Genomic DNA, 15,278 nt, shown 5'->3' on the forward strand with positions numbered 1-15,278 from the left:
GCGGGTAACCGCGTGTTTCTTTCACTGCTTGAGTTTTATCCGATCACTTATCCATAGCCAGATCCTGAAATTCAAGGAGCACTCCATGAGTAACGTTCCGTCCCTTTCTACCCCCGGCCGCCTGAAGAATCTGGTGTTTGGCCTGTACTTCTTCGCGCTGCTGATGATGGCGCTGTTTCCGCCGTTTTACCTCAAGGTCAGCGGCAGCAGCGTGCTGGTGCTCGGCATTCCGCTGCCGATCTTCTACTGGATTCTGATCGCGGTGCTCATGGGGCTGGGCCTGTGGATGCTCTACGTGGTCGAGTCGCTGCTGGGTGAAATTCCACAAGAGGGGGACGGGCAATGATCAGTACGACTACGGTTTCGGATCTTTACATCACCTTCGGCCTGATCGGCGTGTTTCTGGCGGGCATGATTGCGGTGCTGTACGCGACGAACCGCAAGAGCGAGAGCTTTTCCGATTACGCGGTGGGTGGTCGCTCTTACGGGCCGTGGTTCATCGCCATGTGCTACACCAACTCCTGGTGGCCGGGCGCAACGTTCACGGCGTTTTTCGCCTTGTCGGTCGGTGGCGCGCTGGGCTTTTACGGCATGGTCTACGCCACGCTGGGCGTAACCGCGATGTACCTGATGGCCAATCGTGCCTGGACCTGGGGCAAGCGCTTCAACCTGACCACCCAACCGGATTTGCTGGGCATGCGCTTCAACAGTCCCGTGGTCAAACGCATTGCTTCGATCATCGGCATCATCTCGGTATTCCCCTGGGTGGTGATGGGGATTCAGGCCCTCGCGACGCTTTTCCAGTTCGCCAGCTTCGGCCGCTGGGGCGTGACCACCTGCCTGCTGGTCGGGGTGGTGGTGATCCTGATTCGTCAGTACTGGACAGTGAGCATGGGCATGCGCGGCCTGATCATGACCGACATGTATCAGGGGTTGATTGCCTATGTGTTGTGCGCCGGGCTGTGCATCTTCCTGCTGTTCGGCGCGCAGGCGTCGTTCAGCAACCTGTCGCAGTTGCCCGCCAGCATGCTGGTGATTCCTGGCGGAGCAGGCAGTACCTACGGGCCGATGTACATGTTCAGCCTGATCTTTACCGGCGTTATCGGCTCGATGTGCTGGCCGATGAGCTTTCAGCGCATCTACACCGCCAGCGGCGTGCGTTCGGTGAAGAAGGGCACGCTGCTGACCATCCTGCTGGTCGGCGGCTTCTACGGCATTCTGATGCTCTTCGCCGCAGCAATCAGCCAGGACCCGAATGTCGCGGCTCATCCGCAACACGGCTGGTTCCTGTCACTGTTCGACATCGGCGGGCCATGGCTGCTTGGCGTGGCAATCATGATCGTGCTGGCGGCCAGCATCGGTCATGTCGACGGCTGCGTTCAGGTGTGCGGCACGCAGTTTGCCAATGACCTGGCGACCTGGAGCAAGCCACGCAGTGATCGCGAGAAGACCATTCTCGCCAAGGTCGGCATGGTGGTGTTCATTGCCGCGGCTTCATTACTGGCCTACCTGACCTTCGACTATGCCCGCCTGCAATTGCTGGCGCAGATTTCCTATCAGGGCATCATCCAGTTGGCCGTGCCGCTGTTCTTCGGCGTGTTCAGTCGTCATGGCAACAAGCAAGGCGCGATTGCCGGCATGCTGGTGGGGATCGTGATCGCCATCGTACTGACCACGATCTACCCGGATGACATTCCGGCACTGGGTTCGTTGACCAGCGGCATCGTCGGTCTGATTTTCAATGCGGGCATCTTCGTTGCCTGTGCCGTTGCCATCAAACCGAGTGCGGATGAAGTCAGACGCGTCGACGAGTTGTTCGCCATGGCCGCGCCAGCGCGGCGTGGCGTGGGGCCGGTTGTGGCGATGAGCTGATGCTGCCTGCGCTCTGAGGCCGCTCATCGCGCATTGATAAAGTCGATGAAAGCCCTCAGCGGCGAGGGCAGGTAGCGGCGCCCCGGGTAGTACAGATACGGCCCGGTGAAGCGCTGCCACCAGGGTTCGAGTATCGGTTCCAGTGCGCCGCTGTCCAGGTGAGGGCGTAGCCAGTCCTCGAACAGATGAACAACGCCCAGCCCGTCGATGGCGGCCTGCACCGTCAGATCGAACGCTCCGCCTATCCTGACGGTGAGAGGGCCTGTGGGGTCAACCTTGACGGTTTCGCCGTCCCGCTCGTATTCCCACAGCGGTATGACCCCGCTGGGGAATTTTCCTCGCAGACAGGCATGCGCGAGCAGATCTCGCGGGTGCTCGGGGCGTCCTCTGACCTGCAGATAGGCCGGTGACGCAGCCGTCGCAAAACGCTGGAACCTCGGGCCTATGGGCACCGCGATCATGTCCTGCTCCAGGCGTTCGTCGTAGCGAATGCCGGCATCGCATCCGGCTGCAAGCATGTCGACGAAGCTTTCTTCGGTGACCACCTCCAGGCGGATGTCGGGGTAGGTCTGCAGGAACGGTGTGATGATCGAAGGCAGCACCAGCCTGGCGGCGCTGACCGGAACGTTCAGCCTCAGAGTGCCTGACGGGCGATCGCGAAAGTCATTGACCACATCCAGGGCCGACTCCACTTCGCCCAGTGCGGGCACAATACGCTCCATAAGCCTGGCGCCAGCCTCTGTCGGAGCCACGCTGCGGGTGGTGCGATTCAGCAGCCGCACCCCAAGCCGCGCTTCCATGCGGCGAATGGCGTCGCTGAGGCTGGAGGCGGATTTGCCGCTGAGCCGCGCTGCCTCGCGAAAGCCTCTGGCATTGACCACGGCGACGAAGGCCAGCAGGTCCTGAATATCGGTAGTCATTGTCGTGGCCCGGTTGCTCTGTTCAGTGTTCGCTCAGGCGTACAGGTTGTGCCGATTACGCATGATTATCAATACAGTGCTCAGTGCCTATAGTGAGGAACACACATCGAATCAAGGGGCACTAAATGAATCATGCAAACAAGGCAGGTACGTTCCTGTTGGGCAGCCATCGCGTCAACCGCATGGGCTATGGCGCGATGCAACTGGCCGGGCCTGGCGTGTTCGGTCCTGCAAAAGATCCGCAGGGCGCCATCGCGGTATTGCGCGAAGCCCTCGCCCTGGGGGTCAACCATATCGATACCGCAGACTTTTACGGCCCGCATGTCACCAATACGCTGATTCGCGAAGCGCTGCACCCTTACGCGGATGACTTGCTGATCGTCACCAAGGTCGGCGCAGTGCGTGGCGCGGATGCTTCATGGAATCCTGCATCCAGCCCGGCGCAATTGACCGCGGCGGTCCACGACAACCTGAAGAACCTCGGGCTGGAGGTGCTCGATGTGGTCAACTTCCGGGCATGGGGCGAGCAGCATTCACCCGCAGAAGGCTCGATCGAGGAACCGTTGACGGTGCTGGCCGAGTTGCAGCGCCAGGGTCTGATCCGTCATCTCGGGGTCAGTAACGTCACTGCCCGGCAAGTCAGGCAGGCGCAGGGGATTGCCGAGATTGTCTGCGTGCAGAATCACTACAACCTTTCGCATCGCAATGACGAGCCGCTGATTGCAGAACTGGGCGAGCAGGGCATTGCGTATGTCCCGTTCTTCCCGATGGGCGGATTTTCACCCCTGCAATCGGAAACCCTGAGCCGAGTAGCCGCTGGGCTGAATGCCTCGCCGTCGTGTGTCGCTCTGGCCTGGTTGCTGCAACGTGCGCCCAATATTCTGCTGATTCCGGGCACCTCATCCATCGCTCATTTGCGCGAAAACCTTGCCGCCAGCGAGCTGGTGATTGCGCCGCAATTGCTCGCCGAACTCGATAGTGTTGCTTAGAGGGATAGCTGTTGAGCAACCCGCCTGAATGCTTTCGGGTGGGTCTGTTTTAAAGGCTGCTGCTCAATCAGAGTCTGCCTTCCTCGCGCAACAGTGCGCCGATACGTTCTATTTCCAGCTCGCCCTGAATCAGCGCGGCTTTGCTGGTGTGCACCGAGTAGTAACCTGTGACCAGTTCGTGCGGATGCTTGACTGCCGATCCCAGCACGAAGTGGGTATCACCCTTGGCGACGATGTCGATGGGGCGATCCGATTCCTCGAAAATCACCAGTTCACCCGCGCCGACCTGGCCGCCCGCGTCGAGCTGTCCGGTGTTGACTGCCAGCCAGCCTACGCTATGGCCCGCAGGCGGTGTGTAGCGCCAGTGCTCGCCATCCTTTAGCTGTACTGCCAGATAATTCATGCCTTCCGGTGCCGGCAGGCTGCTCTTTGCGCTGCCATAGCGTCCCAGCAGCACGCTTGCCGGGCCTTGTTGCGCAACCTGCGCTGCCGACAGGTATACGCTCTGTGCCGGACCATTTTCCTGCGCGGCGGGCAGCGCGACCCATAGCTGAAAGCCCCTGACAGCCGAACCGCTTATCGGCTGGGCGTCATGCCAGACGCCATTGCCGGCGCTCATCCATTCCACACCGCCGCTGGGCAGTATCCCGGATTTGCCGGTGGTGTCTTCATAGGTAAGTTCGCCTTCGATCATGTAGGTCAGCGTTGCGATACCCGAGTGCGGGTGCATGCTGAATCCGGTTTTACCCGGCTCGGAGGTGAAGCCGATTCGATCCAGAAACACGAAAGGCTTCAACACTTGACCCAGATCGCCGGGGCTCACCAGTCGGGTGATCGGCGCACGGGTTCTGCCGGTGGTGCGATGGACGATGGCGCGTGGCCGAATGCTGACGATGCTGTTCATGGCGTTTTCCTCTGGGCCTTGATGCCTGAGCGCAAAGAATAAGCGTCAATGCATTGCTTGATTAGCCGGTATAGTTGGCTTGGACTGATCCATAAATACGAGGAATCCGGGCGTGGCGTTCGATCTCAACGATGTTGCGCTGTTCGTGCAGGTGGTGCGCAGCGGCAGTTTTGCCCAGGCAGCAAGGCACTTGGGCATGCCGTCCAATACGGTCAGTCGCAGGGTTCAGCAACTGGAGATGCAGCTGGACACTCGCCTGTTGCAGCGATCGACCCGCAAGCTGGTGCTTACTCAGGCTGGAGAGGATTTCTATGGCCGCTGCGTGAGCGCGGTGGACGGGGTGATGGAAGCCGCAGAGCAGCTTGTGTCAGGTCGTGACGAGCCGCGCGGCCTGGTGCGTATTGCAGCGATGGCTGATTTCTTCGACTTTTTCTCAATGGACTGGGTGGCCGGTTTTCTTGCCCGTTATCCGCGTGTTCAACTGGAGTTCGTGCTCAGTGATGATCACGCCGACCTGATCGCCGACCGGCTGGACATCGCCTTTCGCGGTGGCTCCTTGCAGGACTCGGGGTACGTAGGGCGGCAACTGATCGATGAAGGCCATGACACGATGGTCGCCAGTCCGGCTTATATTGCCGCTCATGGCCTGCCTGATTCCCTGCACAGCCTGCACAGTCATTACTGTGTTAGTGCAGCGCATCGCGGTGACGTCACTGCCTGGCGGTTGCTCGGCCCGGACGCGAAGATGCATGAGGTACACATTGCCTGTCGCTTCAATGCCAATACCGCGCAGGCGTTGCGCAAGGCGACCCTTGCCGGGCTTGGTATCGCGTTGTTGCCCGCAACGCTGATCCGCTCGGATCTGCGGGATGGTCGACTGGTGCCGGTACTGACGCAGTACCAGCGCACCAGCCATGGTCTGCATGTGCTTTATCCCAGCCGACAGCATCTGCCGCCAGCGGTGTCGGCATTCATTGCGTTGGTGATGGACAAACTCAGAGACAAGGCGTTTCTGGCGCGCTGAACAGCCTTGGCGGCACGCGATACTTGCGCGTTACTTGATTCGTGACGTCATGTAGATCAGCCGAACAGTGGCGACGGTGATCGCTTCGGCGTCGTTCTTGATGTTTTCCAGCTGATTGCTGTCCACATTGCCAATGCCTGAGTTCGATTCGATCAGGCGGGTGAAGTGGTACAGATTCTGGGTCACGTCGTGCAGGTTGCAGTGCAAGCGTTCGACGACGCGGTTGAGCGGGGCGCTGCTCTGACTGTCCGACGTTATGACAGCGGGGGCGTTACGCGTAGCGCTGAGGCCAGTGACCACATAGGCAACATCCACTCCGGCATTCGAAATGCTGGACAGATAATCCGCACGGGGGGAGCGGACGCCATTTTCGTAGTTGCCCTGGGCGTTGGTTTCCACGCCACCTATCGCGCCCAGTGCACTCTGCGAAAGCTTGAGGCGCAAACGTTCCTTTTTAAGTCGTGGTCCGATCCCTGTCATCCGTTTGTCCTCGATAAACTGTGCACCGCTACAGTCAGGGTTAACAAGCGTTTCTGGCGTCGTCTGATCAGACATCCCTAAAAGGGCGAGGAGCTGCGTGTTCGGTCCAATCAGGTACTAACGTACCAGAAAGATGGCAGAGTGTACGTAGGAATCCGGCAGGGTGATACATTTTTGTACTGAATTGAACGTTTCGAGCAGCGACGTGCAGGTGGCTGGCACAACGGTTTCAGGCTGAATGAGGCGAAATCGGGAGGCCTTTTACGCAGACCTCCCGATAGATTTCAGAGACAGCGCGAGGCGCGCTGTGCGGTCCAGCTCGCGGCCGTAGCGGCGATCTTGTCTGCCAGCTGGGCAACCGCTTTCTGGTGGGCCATGATGAGATTTTCCATGCCTTCACCGGCCTGCTCGCGGATCACGCTGCTGCAGGTCAGGCTCTGCCGTTTGCTGCCCGCCGTGGCACCAGCTTCGCGAAGCCCGAGTGTCCACACCACGTCAATGAGTACGTAATTGCCAGGCATCGACTCGAAGCGCCGCACGTCGGTACGCAGCGACAGCGTTGGCTGATCGCTGTTTTTCGGCAAGCCGGCCATGTCGCGGCTGCCGAAGCGACGCTCCAGTTGCGGGGTCAGCGCATCGTGAAACTCGTCGCCCAGCGGTGATCCCCAGCGTTCGGTGTCCAGAATGGCCAGGCTGCCGTTACCCTGACGAACCACCAGCGGCGGCTGGTCGACCTGCACCGGCATGATGACCGGCAGCATCTCGAACTGGAAAGGCATGGGTTTGCTGGCGGCCGTGCTCGTCGCGCTCATCGGCGCGATCAGCGTGTAGTAGTGGGTCTGCGTCGATGTGCAGGCACCCAGGCCCACTGCTGCGGCAAGTACCATCAGTTTCAGGCGCAAGGTCATTGTTTTGGCTCCGGATCAATGGCTCGGGACGAGGACGGGGCGTTGAACGAACGAGGCGCTGCGTCGCCCGTACGGCCGCGAATCAGCGATTCCGGATGGCGGCTGAGGAAGTCGGTGAGGACCCGCACCGAACGCGCGGTACGTTGCACTTCATCCATGGCCTGGCCCAGTTGCTGACGCGCTGGCGAATCTTCGGCGAACGAGTCGTTGGCAGTCCCCAGGGTTTTCTCGGCCTGCTGCAAGGTGCCGCGCATTTGCGGCAACACGCTGCTGTTGACCTGTTTGAGGGTTTTCTGCAACTCGCTGAGGGTGCCGTTGAGGTTGCCCGCCAGCTGGTCGATCGGCAAGTTGCTGAGTTTCTCGACGAATGCCTGCAGTTGCTCCTGCAGCTTGTCGAAGCTGCCCGGCACGGTCGGAATCTCCAGCGGTCGGGCCTTGGCGTTGAACGCCACCTTCGGCGCCTTTGGATCGAACTCCATGGCGATGTACAGCTGGCCAGTCAGCAGGTTGCCGTTACGCACCTGGGCACGCAGACCATTGGCCACGAAAGCACCCAGTACGCGGGCAGACTGTTCTTCTTCATCACCCGAGCCGCCGAGTTCCTTGAGCTTGGACTCGGCCGCCCCCAGGCGCTTGGGATAGATCACTGCGCCGACGATACCGGGGAAGGTCTTGGTGGCCGGATCGTAATCCAGGTCCACCGATACCACCTTGCCGATATTGACCCCGAGGAAGTCAACTGCCGCATTGACCGTCAGCCCGCGAAGCGATTGATTGAAACGCATGCGGATGTAGCGTGGCTCACCATCGGGTGGTGCCATCGCCGCGGTCTGGTCATCGAATATCTTGAATTCTGCGTTCTCGTCCGCCGGCTTCGAGTCCGGGCTCCAGTTCGGCTCGCGAAAGGCGATCCCGCCGGAAATGATCGAGGTCAGCGACTGCGTATTGACCTTGACGCCTGAGGCGCCGACGGTGATGTCGACACCGCTGGCGTTCCAGAAGCGTGTGTCAGTGGTGATGTACTGATCGTTCGGTGCGTTGATGAAAATCTGGATGTCGACGCCGCGGCCGTCCTTGGACAGGTCGTAGGCCACTACCTGACCGACCTGAATGCGTCGGAAGTAGATCGGTGAGCCGATGTCCAGCGAGCCCAGATCGTCGGTGTGCAGGGTGAAGCGCTTGCCTTTTTCACCGAAGGTCACCGGCGGCGGCGTTTCCAGGCCGGTGAAGCTGCTCTTGGTTTCCTCGGCGCTGCCTGCGTCGGCGCCGATGAAGGCGCCCGAAAGCAGCGTGTCTACACCCGAAACCCCGTGTGCGCCGATGCGTGGGCGCACCACCCAGAACTGGCTGTCGACCCGTGTAAACGGTGCGGCGCTGGTGTTCAGCTCGATGTTGGCCAGCACATGGGTGCGGTCCTCACTGAGGCTGATATCCGTGACCATGCCGATGACCACGTTCTTGTATTTGACCTGAGTCTTGTTGGCTTCCAGACCTTCGGCTGTCAGGAAGCTGACCGTGATTCTGGGACCGATGTTCATCCAGTCATGCAAGGCCATGGATATGCCAATGATCGCGGCAACGATCGGCACCAGCCAGATCAGCGAGACACGCAGGCGACGACGTTTGACTTCAGGGCGTGGCACTGAAGCAGGCGGGGGGAGGGTACTGTCAGACATCTTCAACCTCTGCGTCCCAGATAAGCCGGGGATCGAAACTCATGGCGGCGAACATCGTCATCACCACTACCAAGCCAAAAAACAGAATGCCGATTCGTGGCTCGATGGTGCTGAGTTCACGAAACTGGACAAGAGACGCCACAAGGGCCACAACCAGCACATCGAGCATCGACCAGTAACCGATCAGTTCGATGAAGCGATACAGGCGCGCACGCTCGCGCATCGCCCAGGTGCTGCGACGCTGGCAAGTGATCAGCAGCATGCCCAGCACCAGAAACTTGATGCACGGCACCAGAACACTGGCGACGAAAATCAGGATGGCGATGTCCCAGGAGCCGCTTTCGAAAAACTCGATGACGCCGCTCATGATCGTGCTTTCGCTGCGGTTACCCAATAGGTTGGTGTACATCACCGGCAGCACATTGGCCGGGATATAGAAAATCAGGGCGGCAATCAGATAGGCCCAGGTGCGGCTGATGCTGTTGGGTTTGCGTTTGTGCACAGGCGAGTCACAGCGCGGGCAGCGCGTAGCGTCCTCCTGGCAGGCATAACCGCAGGTGTGGCACAGGCAGAGCTTGTGTTCATGGGCGAAGGGGATGCCGTTCATTGCGGCTGCACTCCCAGTTCATCCCACAATCGGCGGATATCCTTGTTGGCGATCAGCAGGATCAGCACCATCAGCATGGCCATGGCCCAGAGACCGACACCGGGGTGTACATCGAGCATCCCGGACAGTTTGATGATGGCCACCAGAATACCGAGCATGCACACCTCGAGCATGCTCCATGGACGCAAGTGCTCCAGCGCACGCATGCAGGTTCTGAAGCCGGGCGCGATAATGCCCTTGTGCGCATGTACCAGCACCCAGAACAGCAGAACGATCTGCAACAGAGGGGCAAAAATGATCGACAGGCCGGCCACCAGGGCAATGATCGTGATCCGCCCTTGAGCGAGCGCTTCAACCGATTGCCAGAGTGTGACCTCGTTGGACAGGCCTTTCATATTGATGCTGATGACCGGAAACAGATTGGCGAAGACGAAAAGCATGGCTGCAGCGATGGTCAGCGCGAGCAGCTGCTCTATGGTCACTCGATGGCCACGACCGAGCAATGCCTCGCAGCGAAGGCAGAATGCCGCCTCGCCGGGCTGCAGCGGATGGGCTTCGTAGAGCGAGTCACAGTGCTCGCAGATGATCAGGCCGGAAGAGTGTTCGATAGGATGCACAGTGCTCATCGACGCCATTGATGCAGAGGTAAGGAGGTAAGAACGCGCAGCACGAAAAGATACCTCGTTAATGGCAGTGTGAAGCGTTTTTTTTTGTACGTTCAGCGCTAGCAGATCGGTACAAATCATTGACCGCCCAGGTGGTGGGTGGTTCACATGTCACTGCGCCATTATTCCACGCGCGGAGAGTGCTGGCGAATCCGGTAGCAGCGACGCCCCCATCTGACGACGAAAGGACATCGCTGCTGCCAGAGTCCTATGGCAAAAGCCTGTCTTATAGCTTGCCGGGTTTGACGCGTTGCTTGAGAAAGCCGAGCAACTGGCGGGCGGATGCAGGCACGTTGTGTTCGTCGAACGTCAGGCAGATTGCCCTGGCGTCATCCTCGATGGTGATTTCGTACTGATTCAGGTCCCGCGCTTCGTCATTGAAAGCACTGCTGGACTGCTTCAGACCGCTATCGCTCACCAACCTCTGCAATTGCTCTGCTTCGGGCTGCTCAAGGGTGGCTGTATCGACCTCACAGCGTTTGACTGCACCTGCAAAACCGCCGGATTGCACTAGACAGACCTTCATTTCAAGCACCTTTTGGTGGTTATGCTTTGCCTATACCTTGAGACCGACCTCTTTCCAGGCCGCCTGCACGGCTTTCTTGGCTTTGGGGCCGAAGCGTGGGTCCGAGGCTACTTTTATGCTGGCCTTGGCACAATCGATGAATTGACTGTCCGAGGCCAGCTCCAGCATCGTTTCATACCAGATTCTGCCCGCCACTTCCCAGGCATTTCCGCCCAGCGCCTTGGCCACCAGCACGAATGCCCGGTTGGGAATGCCCGAGTTGATGTGTACACCGCCGCGATCCTTGGCACCGGTATACAGGTCGGCCATCGTTGCAGGTTGCGGATCATCGCCCAGATCCGGATCGTTGGAATAGGCAGTGCCGGGTTTTTCCATATCGCGAATGCCTCGTCGCGTCGGCGCCGGCACCAGCAACTCCTTGCCCACCACCCAGTCCGACTCGGCGGCGCTGGTGCCTTGTTTCCACTGGCGCACCAGCATGCCGAACACGTCGGCAAAATGCTCGTTCAAGGCCCCGGATTGCCCGCGGTAGTCCAGATTCGAGGTGAAACTCTGCACGCCGTGGGTCAGTTCATGACCGATCACTTCAAGGCTGCCGGTAAAGCGCTTGAAGACCAGGTCATCACCGTCGCCGTAAGCCATCTGGCTGCCATTCCAATAGGCGTTGCTCAACGGTACGTGATCGCCGTTGAAATCCACTTCGGCGACGTGCACGGTCGAGACCAGTGACATGCCGCTGTCGTCCAGCGAGTTGCGTTCGAACAGTTGCGCATAGAAATCGTAGACGTCGCCTGAGCCATCGTAGGCTTCATCGGTTGCCTTGTCGCCCGTCGCTGCCTGGCCTTCCTTGCGCACCACGGCGCCGGGCAGATCGTCAGTGCCTTTGGCATCATGAATCACGCGATGTTTTCGTCCGTCTGGCGATTTGATCGCGTGCATGGATGGCATGGTTCGCGCAGAGAGGCGGGAGGCGAGAAACGCCGAGCTACTCGTCAGGTTGGCGATGGCCCGGGCGCTGACCAGATTCTTGGGGGATTGCGCCATACGCTCGAGCATGTAAGGCGGAATGAAGCAATGCAGGGGATTTCGGTCGTCGCACATGATGAACTCCTGTACTAATGCATCGATGGCGGCAAGCCACCGATCAACATGGTCGCAGTCGTGTGACACTTCATGTCGCGTTTATATGCAACGAAATATCTGATTACATGATCGACGGTTGCCGCCAAACCTGCCTGATGTGGCGATAGCCCCGTATTGTCGGTACTTCACGTCATTGCAGAGGCAGTGCGACACCTCGACACAGGTGATCAACGGGCCGCGCGGCAATGTTAGACTCGCGCCACTTCAGACGAGGAGCAGACCTACGTGCGCAAGACGGTAATGATGATAGCGGTACTGGCTCTGGCCGGATGCGATGGAGGCGGGCCCGCCAGGGATAAAGTCCAGGGGACGGCAGCGACTGCTCCGGTCTCTACGCCGCAGTGGTTCATTCAGATGAACTCGCGGGAGGCGGTCAGCGATTCCAGCGCCTGGTTGCTCGAGCGCAGTTATGCCCCGATCATCGTGGACGTGGACGGTAAGCAGCAGGTATTGATAGGGCCTTATGAAAGCCAGGCCAAGGCCGAGGAAGAGCGCGTGGCGTTACAGGCGAAGGTGACCAAGTCGCACCGTTTTGCCGAGCCTTCGGTGGTGCAGCACACCCGCTAAGGGCGTTCGCCAGGTTTACATCTGCTTCATCACACTTTACTGCAACGGCATCTTACTGCAACGGCATCGCGGGCCGGTAACCTGACCCGCGATGCCGTCAATCAGTCGATCAACGACGACCCAGCAGCAGGCCAACTACCAGGCCAAAGCCGGCAGAAATAGCCACGGTCTGCCATGGATGACCACCGATGTAGGTTTCGGTCGCTTCGACAACCGGCTTGGTACGGTCGCGAACACTGGCCATCGAGTCCAGTGCCTGCTTGAGTTTGACGCTCAACTGCGCGCGCAATGTCTCTGCTTCTTCGCCAACCAGTGCAGCGCTTTCCTTGAGCAGTTTGTCGGATTCTTCGATCAGTGCCTGCAGGTCACTGAATGCCTGATCCTTGATTTGATCGGCAGCTTGTTGAGCAGGGGTCTTACGAGCCATGGGTGTATTCCTTTCAAGTGGTGGCAACAGTGTTCAATGGAGTCTCGCGCATCCTGAAAAGTTGCAATTGCTTGAATGACCCGACGCAAGACTCTGCAAGCAATGCCCCTTACGGGTGTAAGATGCAGCCGTTTTTAGCCGTAGGTGACTGTGATGAGTTTCAATCTGGCCAATCGGCCGCTCCCTGAACGTACCGCTCTGGAAGACGAAAAATCCCGGCTGTTCGAACTGTGGCAGAGCAATCTGGGCAAGGCCAAGGGCGAGGCAGCACGCCTGATGGGCGAACGCGCCAAACGCAAGGGCAAGTGGTCTGAGTGGGTTCGTTCCGAGCTGGACACCATGAGTCCCCCGGAATACGCCAACATGGTCCGCAGTGAAGTGAATCGTCTGATGGCGGCGAGCAGGTAGCAGCCCGACAGCGCCCCGACAATCCGGCGCTGATCGTTCTTCACGTGTAGCGTGAGGGCGTCCTGGTGAGGGTGTCTTGCCTTCCTGATCCGTAAGGCCTTTTGAGAACGTTGATGGCCCAAGCCAGTGCAAGATTCACCCAGGGCAGCGTAGCGCGCCATATCGTCGTCACCGCCAGTGCCAGCGCCTTGAGCCTGTTCGCCGTCTTTCTGGTCGACATTCTCACGCTGGTCTATGTGTCTATGCTGCATGACCCCGTGCTTCTGGCGGCGGTCGGTATTGCCAAGGTCCTGATGTTTTTCAACGGCGCGCTGGCGACCGGCCTGATCATCGCCGGGGCCTCGGTGCTTTCCGCGCGCATCGGCCATCGGGCGGCCAGGTCGATACCCAGGCTCACCGGCAGTCTGATGCTCATGGTGATTACGGTCGGCGGTCTGGCCGCCGCCGCGCAGTTGACGTTCATCGTGCCGATCACAAGATGGCTGGGTGCCGAGGCGGCCACTTACGAGGCAGCGCGCAGTTTTATCTGGTTGACCCTGCCTTTTACCGCGTTGCAGGCGGTGATGCAGATGTCGGCGCAGATGCTCAGAACCATTGGTGACAACCGCCGGGCGATGGGCGTCGTGCTGTCCGCTGCCGCCACGCTGGCGGTGGCGGACCCGTTTTTCATCTTTGCGCTCGGCCTGGGGCTCGACGGTGCAGGGATCGCCTTCGCTGTGTCTGCAGCAGTTTCCGCTTCCATCGGGCTGTACTGGGTGCGCAGCCGAATAGGCATAGTGTTCACGCGCAATCTGAAACTGTTGCGCCTGCATGCGCGGCATACCTTCAGGCTGGCGCTTCCGGCGATGGCGGCAAATCTGGCGACGCCGGTCGGTTTGGCTTATCTTGTCGCCTCGCTTTCGGCATTTGGCACCTCGGCTCTGGCCGCCATGACAGTGCTGGATCGGGTCATACAGTTTTCCTACTGCGCCTTTTTTGCCCTGCCTGGCGCGCTGGCTCCGGTGCTGGGTCAGAACATTGGTGCGAGCCGCGATGATCGTGTGCGATCTGCGGTCGTTTTTACCCGGCGGCTGGTGGTCTGTTACGGGCTGGCCGTGTGGCTGGTGCTGCTGCTCTGTGGTGGCATGATTGCCGACCTCTACCAGTTGGGTGACGAAGCCCGTGCCGTGTTCATGGCCTTTTGCTTGTGGGGCGGTGGCCTTTGGGTTCTGATAGGCCTGGATTTCGTCGCCATCGCGGTATTCCTGACCATGAACAGGTCGTGGTGGGTCGCGGTATTTGCCTGGCTCAGGGCAACGGCGGGTACAGTGCCGTTCGTCTTCGCCGGGACCCACTGGTTCGGCAGCAGCGGCGCCTTGCCCGGCATGTTTACCGGCAATGCGCTCATCGCGCTGATCTCCATCACCACGGCGTCGCTGACGGCGAAACGGTTTTTTACCAGCAGGGCCCCGGTCATGAGCATCGGGGCACATTGAATCAAGGCGTTATCAGGTTTTTATGGTCATCGAAGAATCAGGGAATGAATCCGCAGAAACGGCCCCACCCAAGCGTCGCCGCGCGCCCAAGGGAGACATGCGCAGAAAGGCCTTGCTGGATGCCGCTACCGTCGTTTTTGCCAGAGACGGCTATTCGAGTGCGTCGATGCGCGAGGTTGCACTGCTTGCCGGTATCACTACGGTAGGGTTGCTGCACCATTTTCCCAACAAGGAAGCCTTGCTCGCCGCCTTGCTGGAGCGCAGGGACCAGCGGGTCACCTCGCGCTTTCAGGATCTGGTCACCGAGCCGACGCTTGAAGGGTTTCTGAAGTTTCTCAAGCTGAGCATGAGTTTCAGTATCGAGAATGCCGAGGAGTGTCAGGCAGCGCTGCTGATGAATACCGAGAGCCTGTCGAAGGCGCACCCGGCATGGGCCTGGCACCTTGAGCGATTCCAGCTGACCCACGAACACGCACGCAGCCATTTGCAGGCGTTGATAGAAGCGGGGGAAGTGCGCGGCGATATCAATGTCAAAGCCCTGGCCCAGGAGATCTTCTCGGTCATGGACGGCTTGCAGATTCAGTGGCTGCGAAGCCCCCGCGACGTGGATGTCATGGCGGTTTTCGATATCTACGTGCAGCGATTGGGAAGGGATATCAAGGCTCATCCATGAGCCTTGACGGGGTG

At 59.6% G+C, this 15,278-nt stretch carries 18 protein-coding genes; 8 read left to right on the top strand and 10 right to left on the bottom strand.

All coding sequences use genetic code 11. From position 1 onward, the window contains the following. Nucleotides 1–85 precede the first annotated feature (85 nt). A complete protein-coding gene (locus QRN50_RS07930) occupies nt 86–346 on the top strand; it encodes a hypothetical protein (protein ID WP_003364607.1) in 261 nt (86 codons plus the stop codon). Then, entirely contained in the window at nt 343–1,872 is a 1,530-nt protein-coding gene (locus QRN50_RS07935; RefSeq protein ID WP_096126533.1) for a sodium:solute symporter family protein, read from the top strand. Before QRN50_RS07930 ends, QRN50_RS07935 begins: the two co-directional genes overlap by 4 nt. A gap of 23 nt (nt 1,873–1,895) precedes the next feature. Here QRN50_RS07935 and QRN50_RS07940 read toward each other — a convergent pair whose 3' ends face one another. Further along, nucleotides 1,896–2,792 (bottom strand): LysR family transcriptional regulator, encoded by an 897-nt coding sequence (locus QRN50_RS07940; protein WP_057456831.1) that lies wholly within the window; start codon nt 2,790–2,792, stop codon nt 1,896–1,898. A gap of 125 nt (nt 2,793–2,917) precedes the next feature. Between QRN50_RS07940 and QRN50_RS07945 the strand changes: the two genes are divergently transcribed. Next, nucleotides 2,918–3,781 carry an aldo/keto reductase family oxidoreductase gene (locus QRN50_RS07945; RefSeq protein WP_096126532.1) on the top strand — a complete coding sequence of 288 codons (864 nt, stop codon included), beginning with the start codon at nt 2,918–2,920 and terminating at the stop codon, nt 3,779–3,781. Nucleotides 3,782–3,848: 67 nt separating this feature from the next. On the opposite strand, the gene QRN50_RS07950 is transcribed toward QRN50_RS07945, so the two are convergent. After that, entirely contained in the window at nt 3,849–4,685 is an 837-nt protein-coding gene (locus QRN50_RS07950) for a pirin family protein (protein WP_024642680.1), read from the bottom strand. 112 nt (nt 4,686–4,797) lie between these two features. On the opposite strand from QRN50_RS07950, the gene QRN50_RS07955 reads away from it, so the two are divergent. Then, nucleotides 4,798–5,709, top strand: coding sequence for a LysR family transcriptional regulator (locus QRN50_RS07955; RefSeq protein ID WP_096126531.1), 912 nt, complete (start codon nt 4,798–4,800; stop codon nt 5,707–5,709). A 30-nt stretch (nt 5,710–5,739) separates the two neighbouring features. On the opposite strand, the gene QRN50_RS07960 is transcribed toward QRN50_RS07955, so the two are convergent. The 7 genes from QRN50_RS07960 to QRN50_RS07990 form a co-directional block, all read right to left on the bottom strand. After that, nucleotides 5,740–6,189 carry a helix-turn-helix domain-containing protein gene (locus QRN50_RS07960; protein ID WP_024642678.1) on the bottom strand — a complete coding sequence of 150 codons (450 nt, stop codon included), beginning with the start codon at nt 6,187–6,189 and terminating at the stop codon, nt 5,740–5,742. A gap of 284 nt (nt 6,190–6,473) precedes the next feature. After that, on the bottom strand, nt 6,474–7,097 hold the full coding sequence (locus QRN50_RS07965) for a PqiC family protein (RefSeq protein WP_096126530.1): 624 nt from the start codon (nt 7,095–7,097) through the stop codon (nt 6,474–6,476). Continuing rightward, entirely contained in the window at nt 7,094–8,773 is a 1,680-nt protein-coding gene (locus tag QRN50_RS07970; protein ID WP_003400549.1) for a PqiB family protein, read from the bottom strand. Before QRN50_RS07970 ends, QRN50_RS07965 begins: the two co-directional genes overlap by 4 nt. Then, a complete protein-coding gene (locus QRN50_RS07975; RefSeq protein WP_003315385.1) occupies nt 8,766–9,380 on the bottom strand; it encodes a paraquat-inducible protein A in 615 nt (204 codons plus the stop codon). The genes QRN50_RS07970 and QRN50_RS07975 overlap by 8 nt, the downstream gene beginning before the upstream one ends. Then, nucleotides 9,377–10,006 (bottom strand): paraquat-inducible protein A, encoded by a 630-nt coding sequence (locus QRN50_RS07980; protein ID WP_003400553.1) that lies wholly within the window; start codon nt 10,004–10,006, stop codon nt 9,377–9,379. Before QRN50_RS07980 ends, QRN50_RS07975 begins: the two co-directional genes overlap by 4 nt. Nucleotides 10,007–10,271: 265 nt before the next feature. Further along, nucleotides 10,272–10,571, bottom strand: coding sequence for a protealysin inhibitor emfourin (locus tag QRN50_RS07985; RefSeq protein WP_003400556.1), 300 nt, complete (start codon nt 10,569–10,571; stop codon nt 10,272–10,274). A 30-nt stretch (nt 10,572–10,601) separates the two neighbouring features. Continuing rightward, entirely contained in the window at nt 10,602–11,672 is a 1,071-nt protein-coding gene (locus QRN50_RS07990; RefSeq protein ID WP_003400558.1) for a M4 family metallopeptidase, read from the bottom strand. 267 nt (nt 11,673–11,939) lie between these two features. Between QRN50_RS07990 and QRN50_RS07995 the strand changes: the two genes are divergently transcribed. Next, nucleotides 11,940–12,281, top strand: coding sequence for a hypothetical protein (locus QRN50_RS07995; protein WP_003319121.1), 342 nt, complete (start codon nt 11,940–11,942; stop codon nt 12,279–12,281). 109 nt (nt 12,282–12,390) lie between these two features. Here QRN50_RS07995 and QRN50_RS08000 read toward each other — a convergent pair whose 3' ends face one another. Next, nucleotides 12,391–12,708, bottom strand: coding sequence for an ElaB/YgaM/YqjD family protein (locus tag QRN50_RS08000; RefSeq protein ID WP_003400563.1), 318 nt, complete (start codon nt 12,706–12,708; stop codon nt 12,391–12,393). Between the two features lie 153 nt (nt 12,709–12,861). On the opposite strand from QRN50_RS08000, the gene QRN50_RS08005 reads away from it, so the two are divergent. The 3 genes from QRN50_RS08005 to QRN50_RS08015 all read left to right on the top strand — a co-directional run bounded on the left by QRN50_RS08005 (nt 12,862) and on the right by QRN50_RS08015 (nt 15,264). Beyond that, entirely contained in the window at nt 12,862–13,116 is a 255-nt protein-coding gene (locus QRN50_RS08005) for a hypothetical protein (protein ID WP_003315380.1), read from the top strand. A 113-nt stretch (nt 13,117–13,229) separates the two neighbouring features. Continuing rightward, complete coding sequence (locus tag QRN50_RS08010) at nt 13,230–14,591, top strand: MATE family efflux transporter (protein ID WP_003400566.1); 1,362 nt, start codon at nt 13,230–13,232, stop codon at nt 14,589–14,591. Nucleotides 14,592–14,613: 22 nt separating this feature from the next. Next, nucleotides 14,614–15,264, top strand: a complete 651-nt coding sequence (locus QRN50_RS08015; protein ID WP_011268171.1) for a TetR/AcrR family transcriptional regulator — start codon at nt 14,614–14,616, stop codon at nt 15,262–15,264. The last annotated feature ends 14 nt before the right edge of the window (nt 15,265–15,278 follow it).

Source organism: Pseudomonas sp. MEJ108 (assembly GCF_030208985.1).
Taxonomy (GTDB): Bacteria; Pseudomonadota; Gammaproteobacteria; order Pseudomonadales; family Pseudomonadaceae; genus Aquipseudomonas; species Aquipseudomonas fragariae.

Coding starts and splice junctions, on each gene's coding strand:
- QRN50_RS07930 (WP_003364607.1), top strand. CDS start 86: ATGAGTAACGTTCCGTCCCTTTCTACCCCCGGCCGCCTGAAGAATCTG.
- QRN50_RS07935 (WP_096126533.1), top strand. CDS start 343: ATGATCAGTACGACTACGGTTTCGGATCTTTACATCACCTTCGGCCTG.
- QRN50_RS07940 (WP_057456831.1), bottom strand. CDS start 2,792: ATGACTACCGATATTCAGGACCTGCTGGCCTTCGTCGCCGTGGTCAAT.
- QRN50_RS07945 (WP_096126532.1), top strand. CDS start 2,918: ATGAATCATGCAAACAAGGCAGGTACGTTCCTGTTGGGCAGCCATCGC.
- QRN50_RS07950 (WP_024642680.1), bottom strand. CDS start 4,685: ATGAACAGCATCGTCAGCATTCGGCCACGCGCCATCGTCCATCGCACC.
- QRN50_RS07960 (WP_024642678.1), bottom strand. CDS start 6,189: ATGACAGGGATCGGACCACGACTTAAAAAGGAACGTTTGCGCCTCAAG.
- QRN50_RS07965 (WP_096126530.1), bottom strand. CDS start 7,097: ATGACCTTGCGCCTGAAACTGATGGTACTTGCCGCAGCAGTGGGCCTG.
- QRN50_RS07970 (WP_003400549.1), bottom strand. CDS start 8,773: ATGTCTGACAGTACCCTCCCCCCGCCTGCTTCAGTGCCACGCCCTGAA.
- QRN50_RS07975 (WP_003315385.1), bottom strand. CDS start 9,380: ATGAACGGCATCCCCTTCGCCCATGAACACAAGCTCTGCCTGTGCCAC.
- QRN50_RS07980 (WP_003400553.1), bottom strand. CDS start 10,006: ATGAGCACTGTGCATCCTATCGAACACTCTTCCGGCCTGATCATCTGC.
- QRN50_RS07985 (WP_003400556.1), bottom strand. CDS start 10,571: ATGAAGGTCTGTCTAGTGCAATCCGGCGGTTTTGCAGGTGCAGTCAAA.
- QRN50_RS07990 (WP_003400558.1), bottom strand. CDS start 11,672: ATGTGCGACGACCGAAATCCCCTGCATTGCTTCATTCCGCCTTACATG.
- QRN50_RS08000 (WP_003400563.1), bottom strand. CDS start 12,708: ATGGCTCGTAAGACCCCTGCTCAACAAGCTGCCGATCAAATCAAGGAT.
- QRN50_RS08005 (WP_003315380.1), top strand. CDS start 12,862: ATGAGTTTCAATCTGGCCAATCGGCCGCTCCCTGAACGTACCGCTCTG.
- QRN50_RS08010 (WP_003400566.1), top strand. CDS start 13,230: ATGGCCCAAGCCAGTGCAAGATTCACCCAGGGCAGCGTAGCGCGCCAT.
- QRN50_RS08015 (WP_011268171.1), top strand. CDS start 14,614: ATGGTCATCGAAGAATCAGGGAATGAATCCGCAGAAACGGCCCCACCC.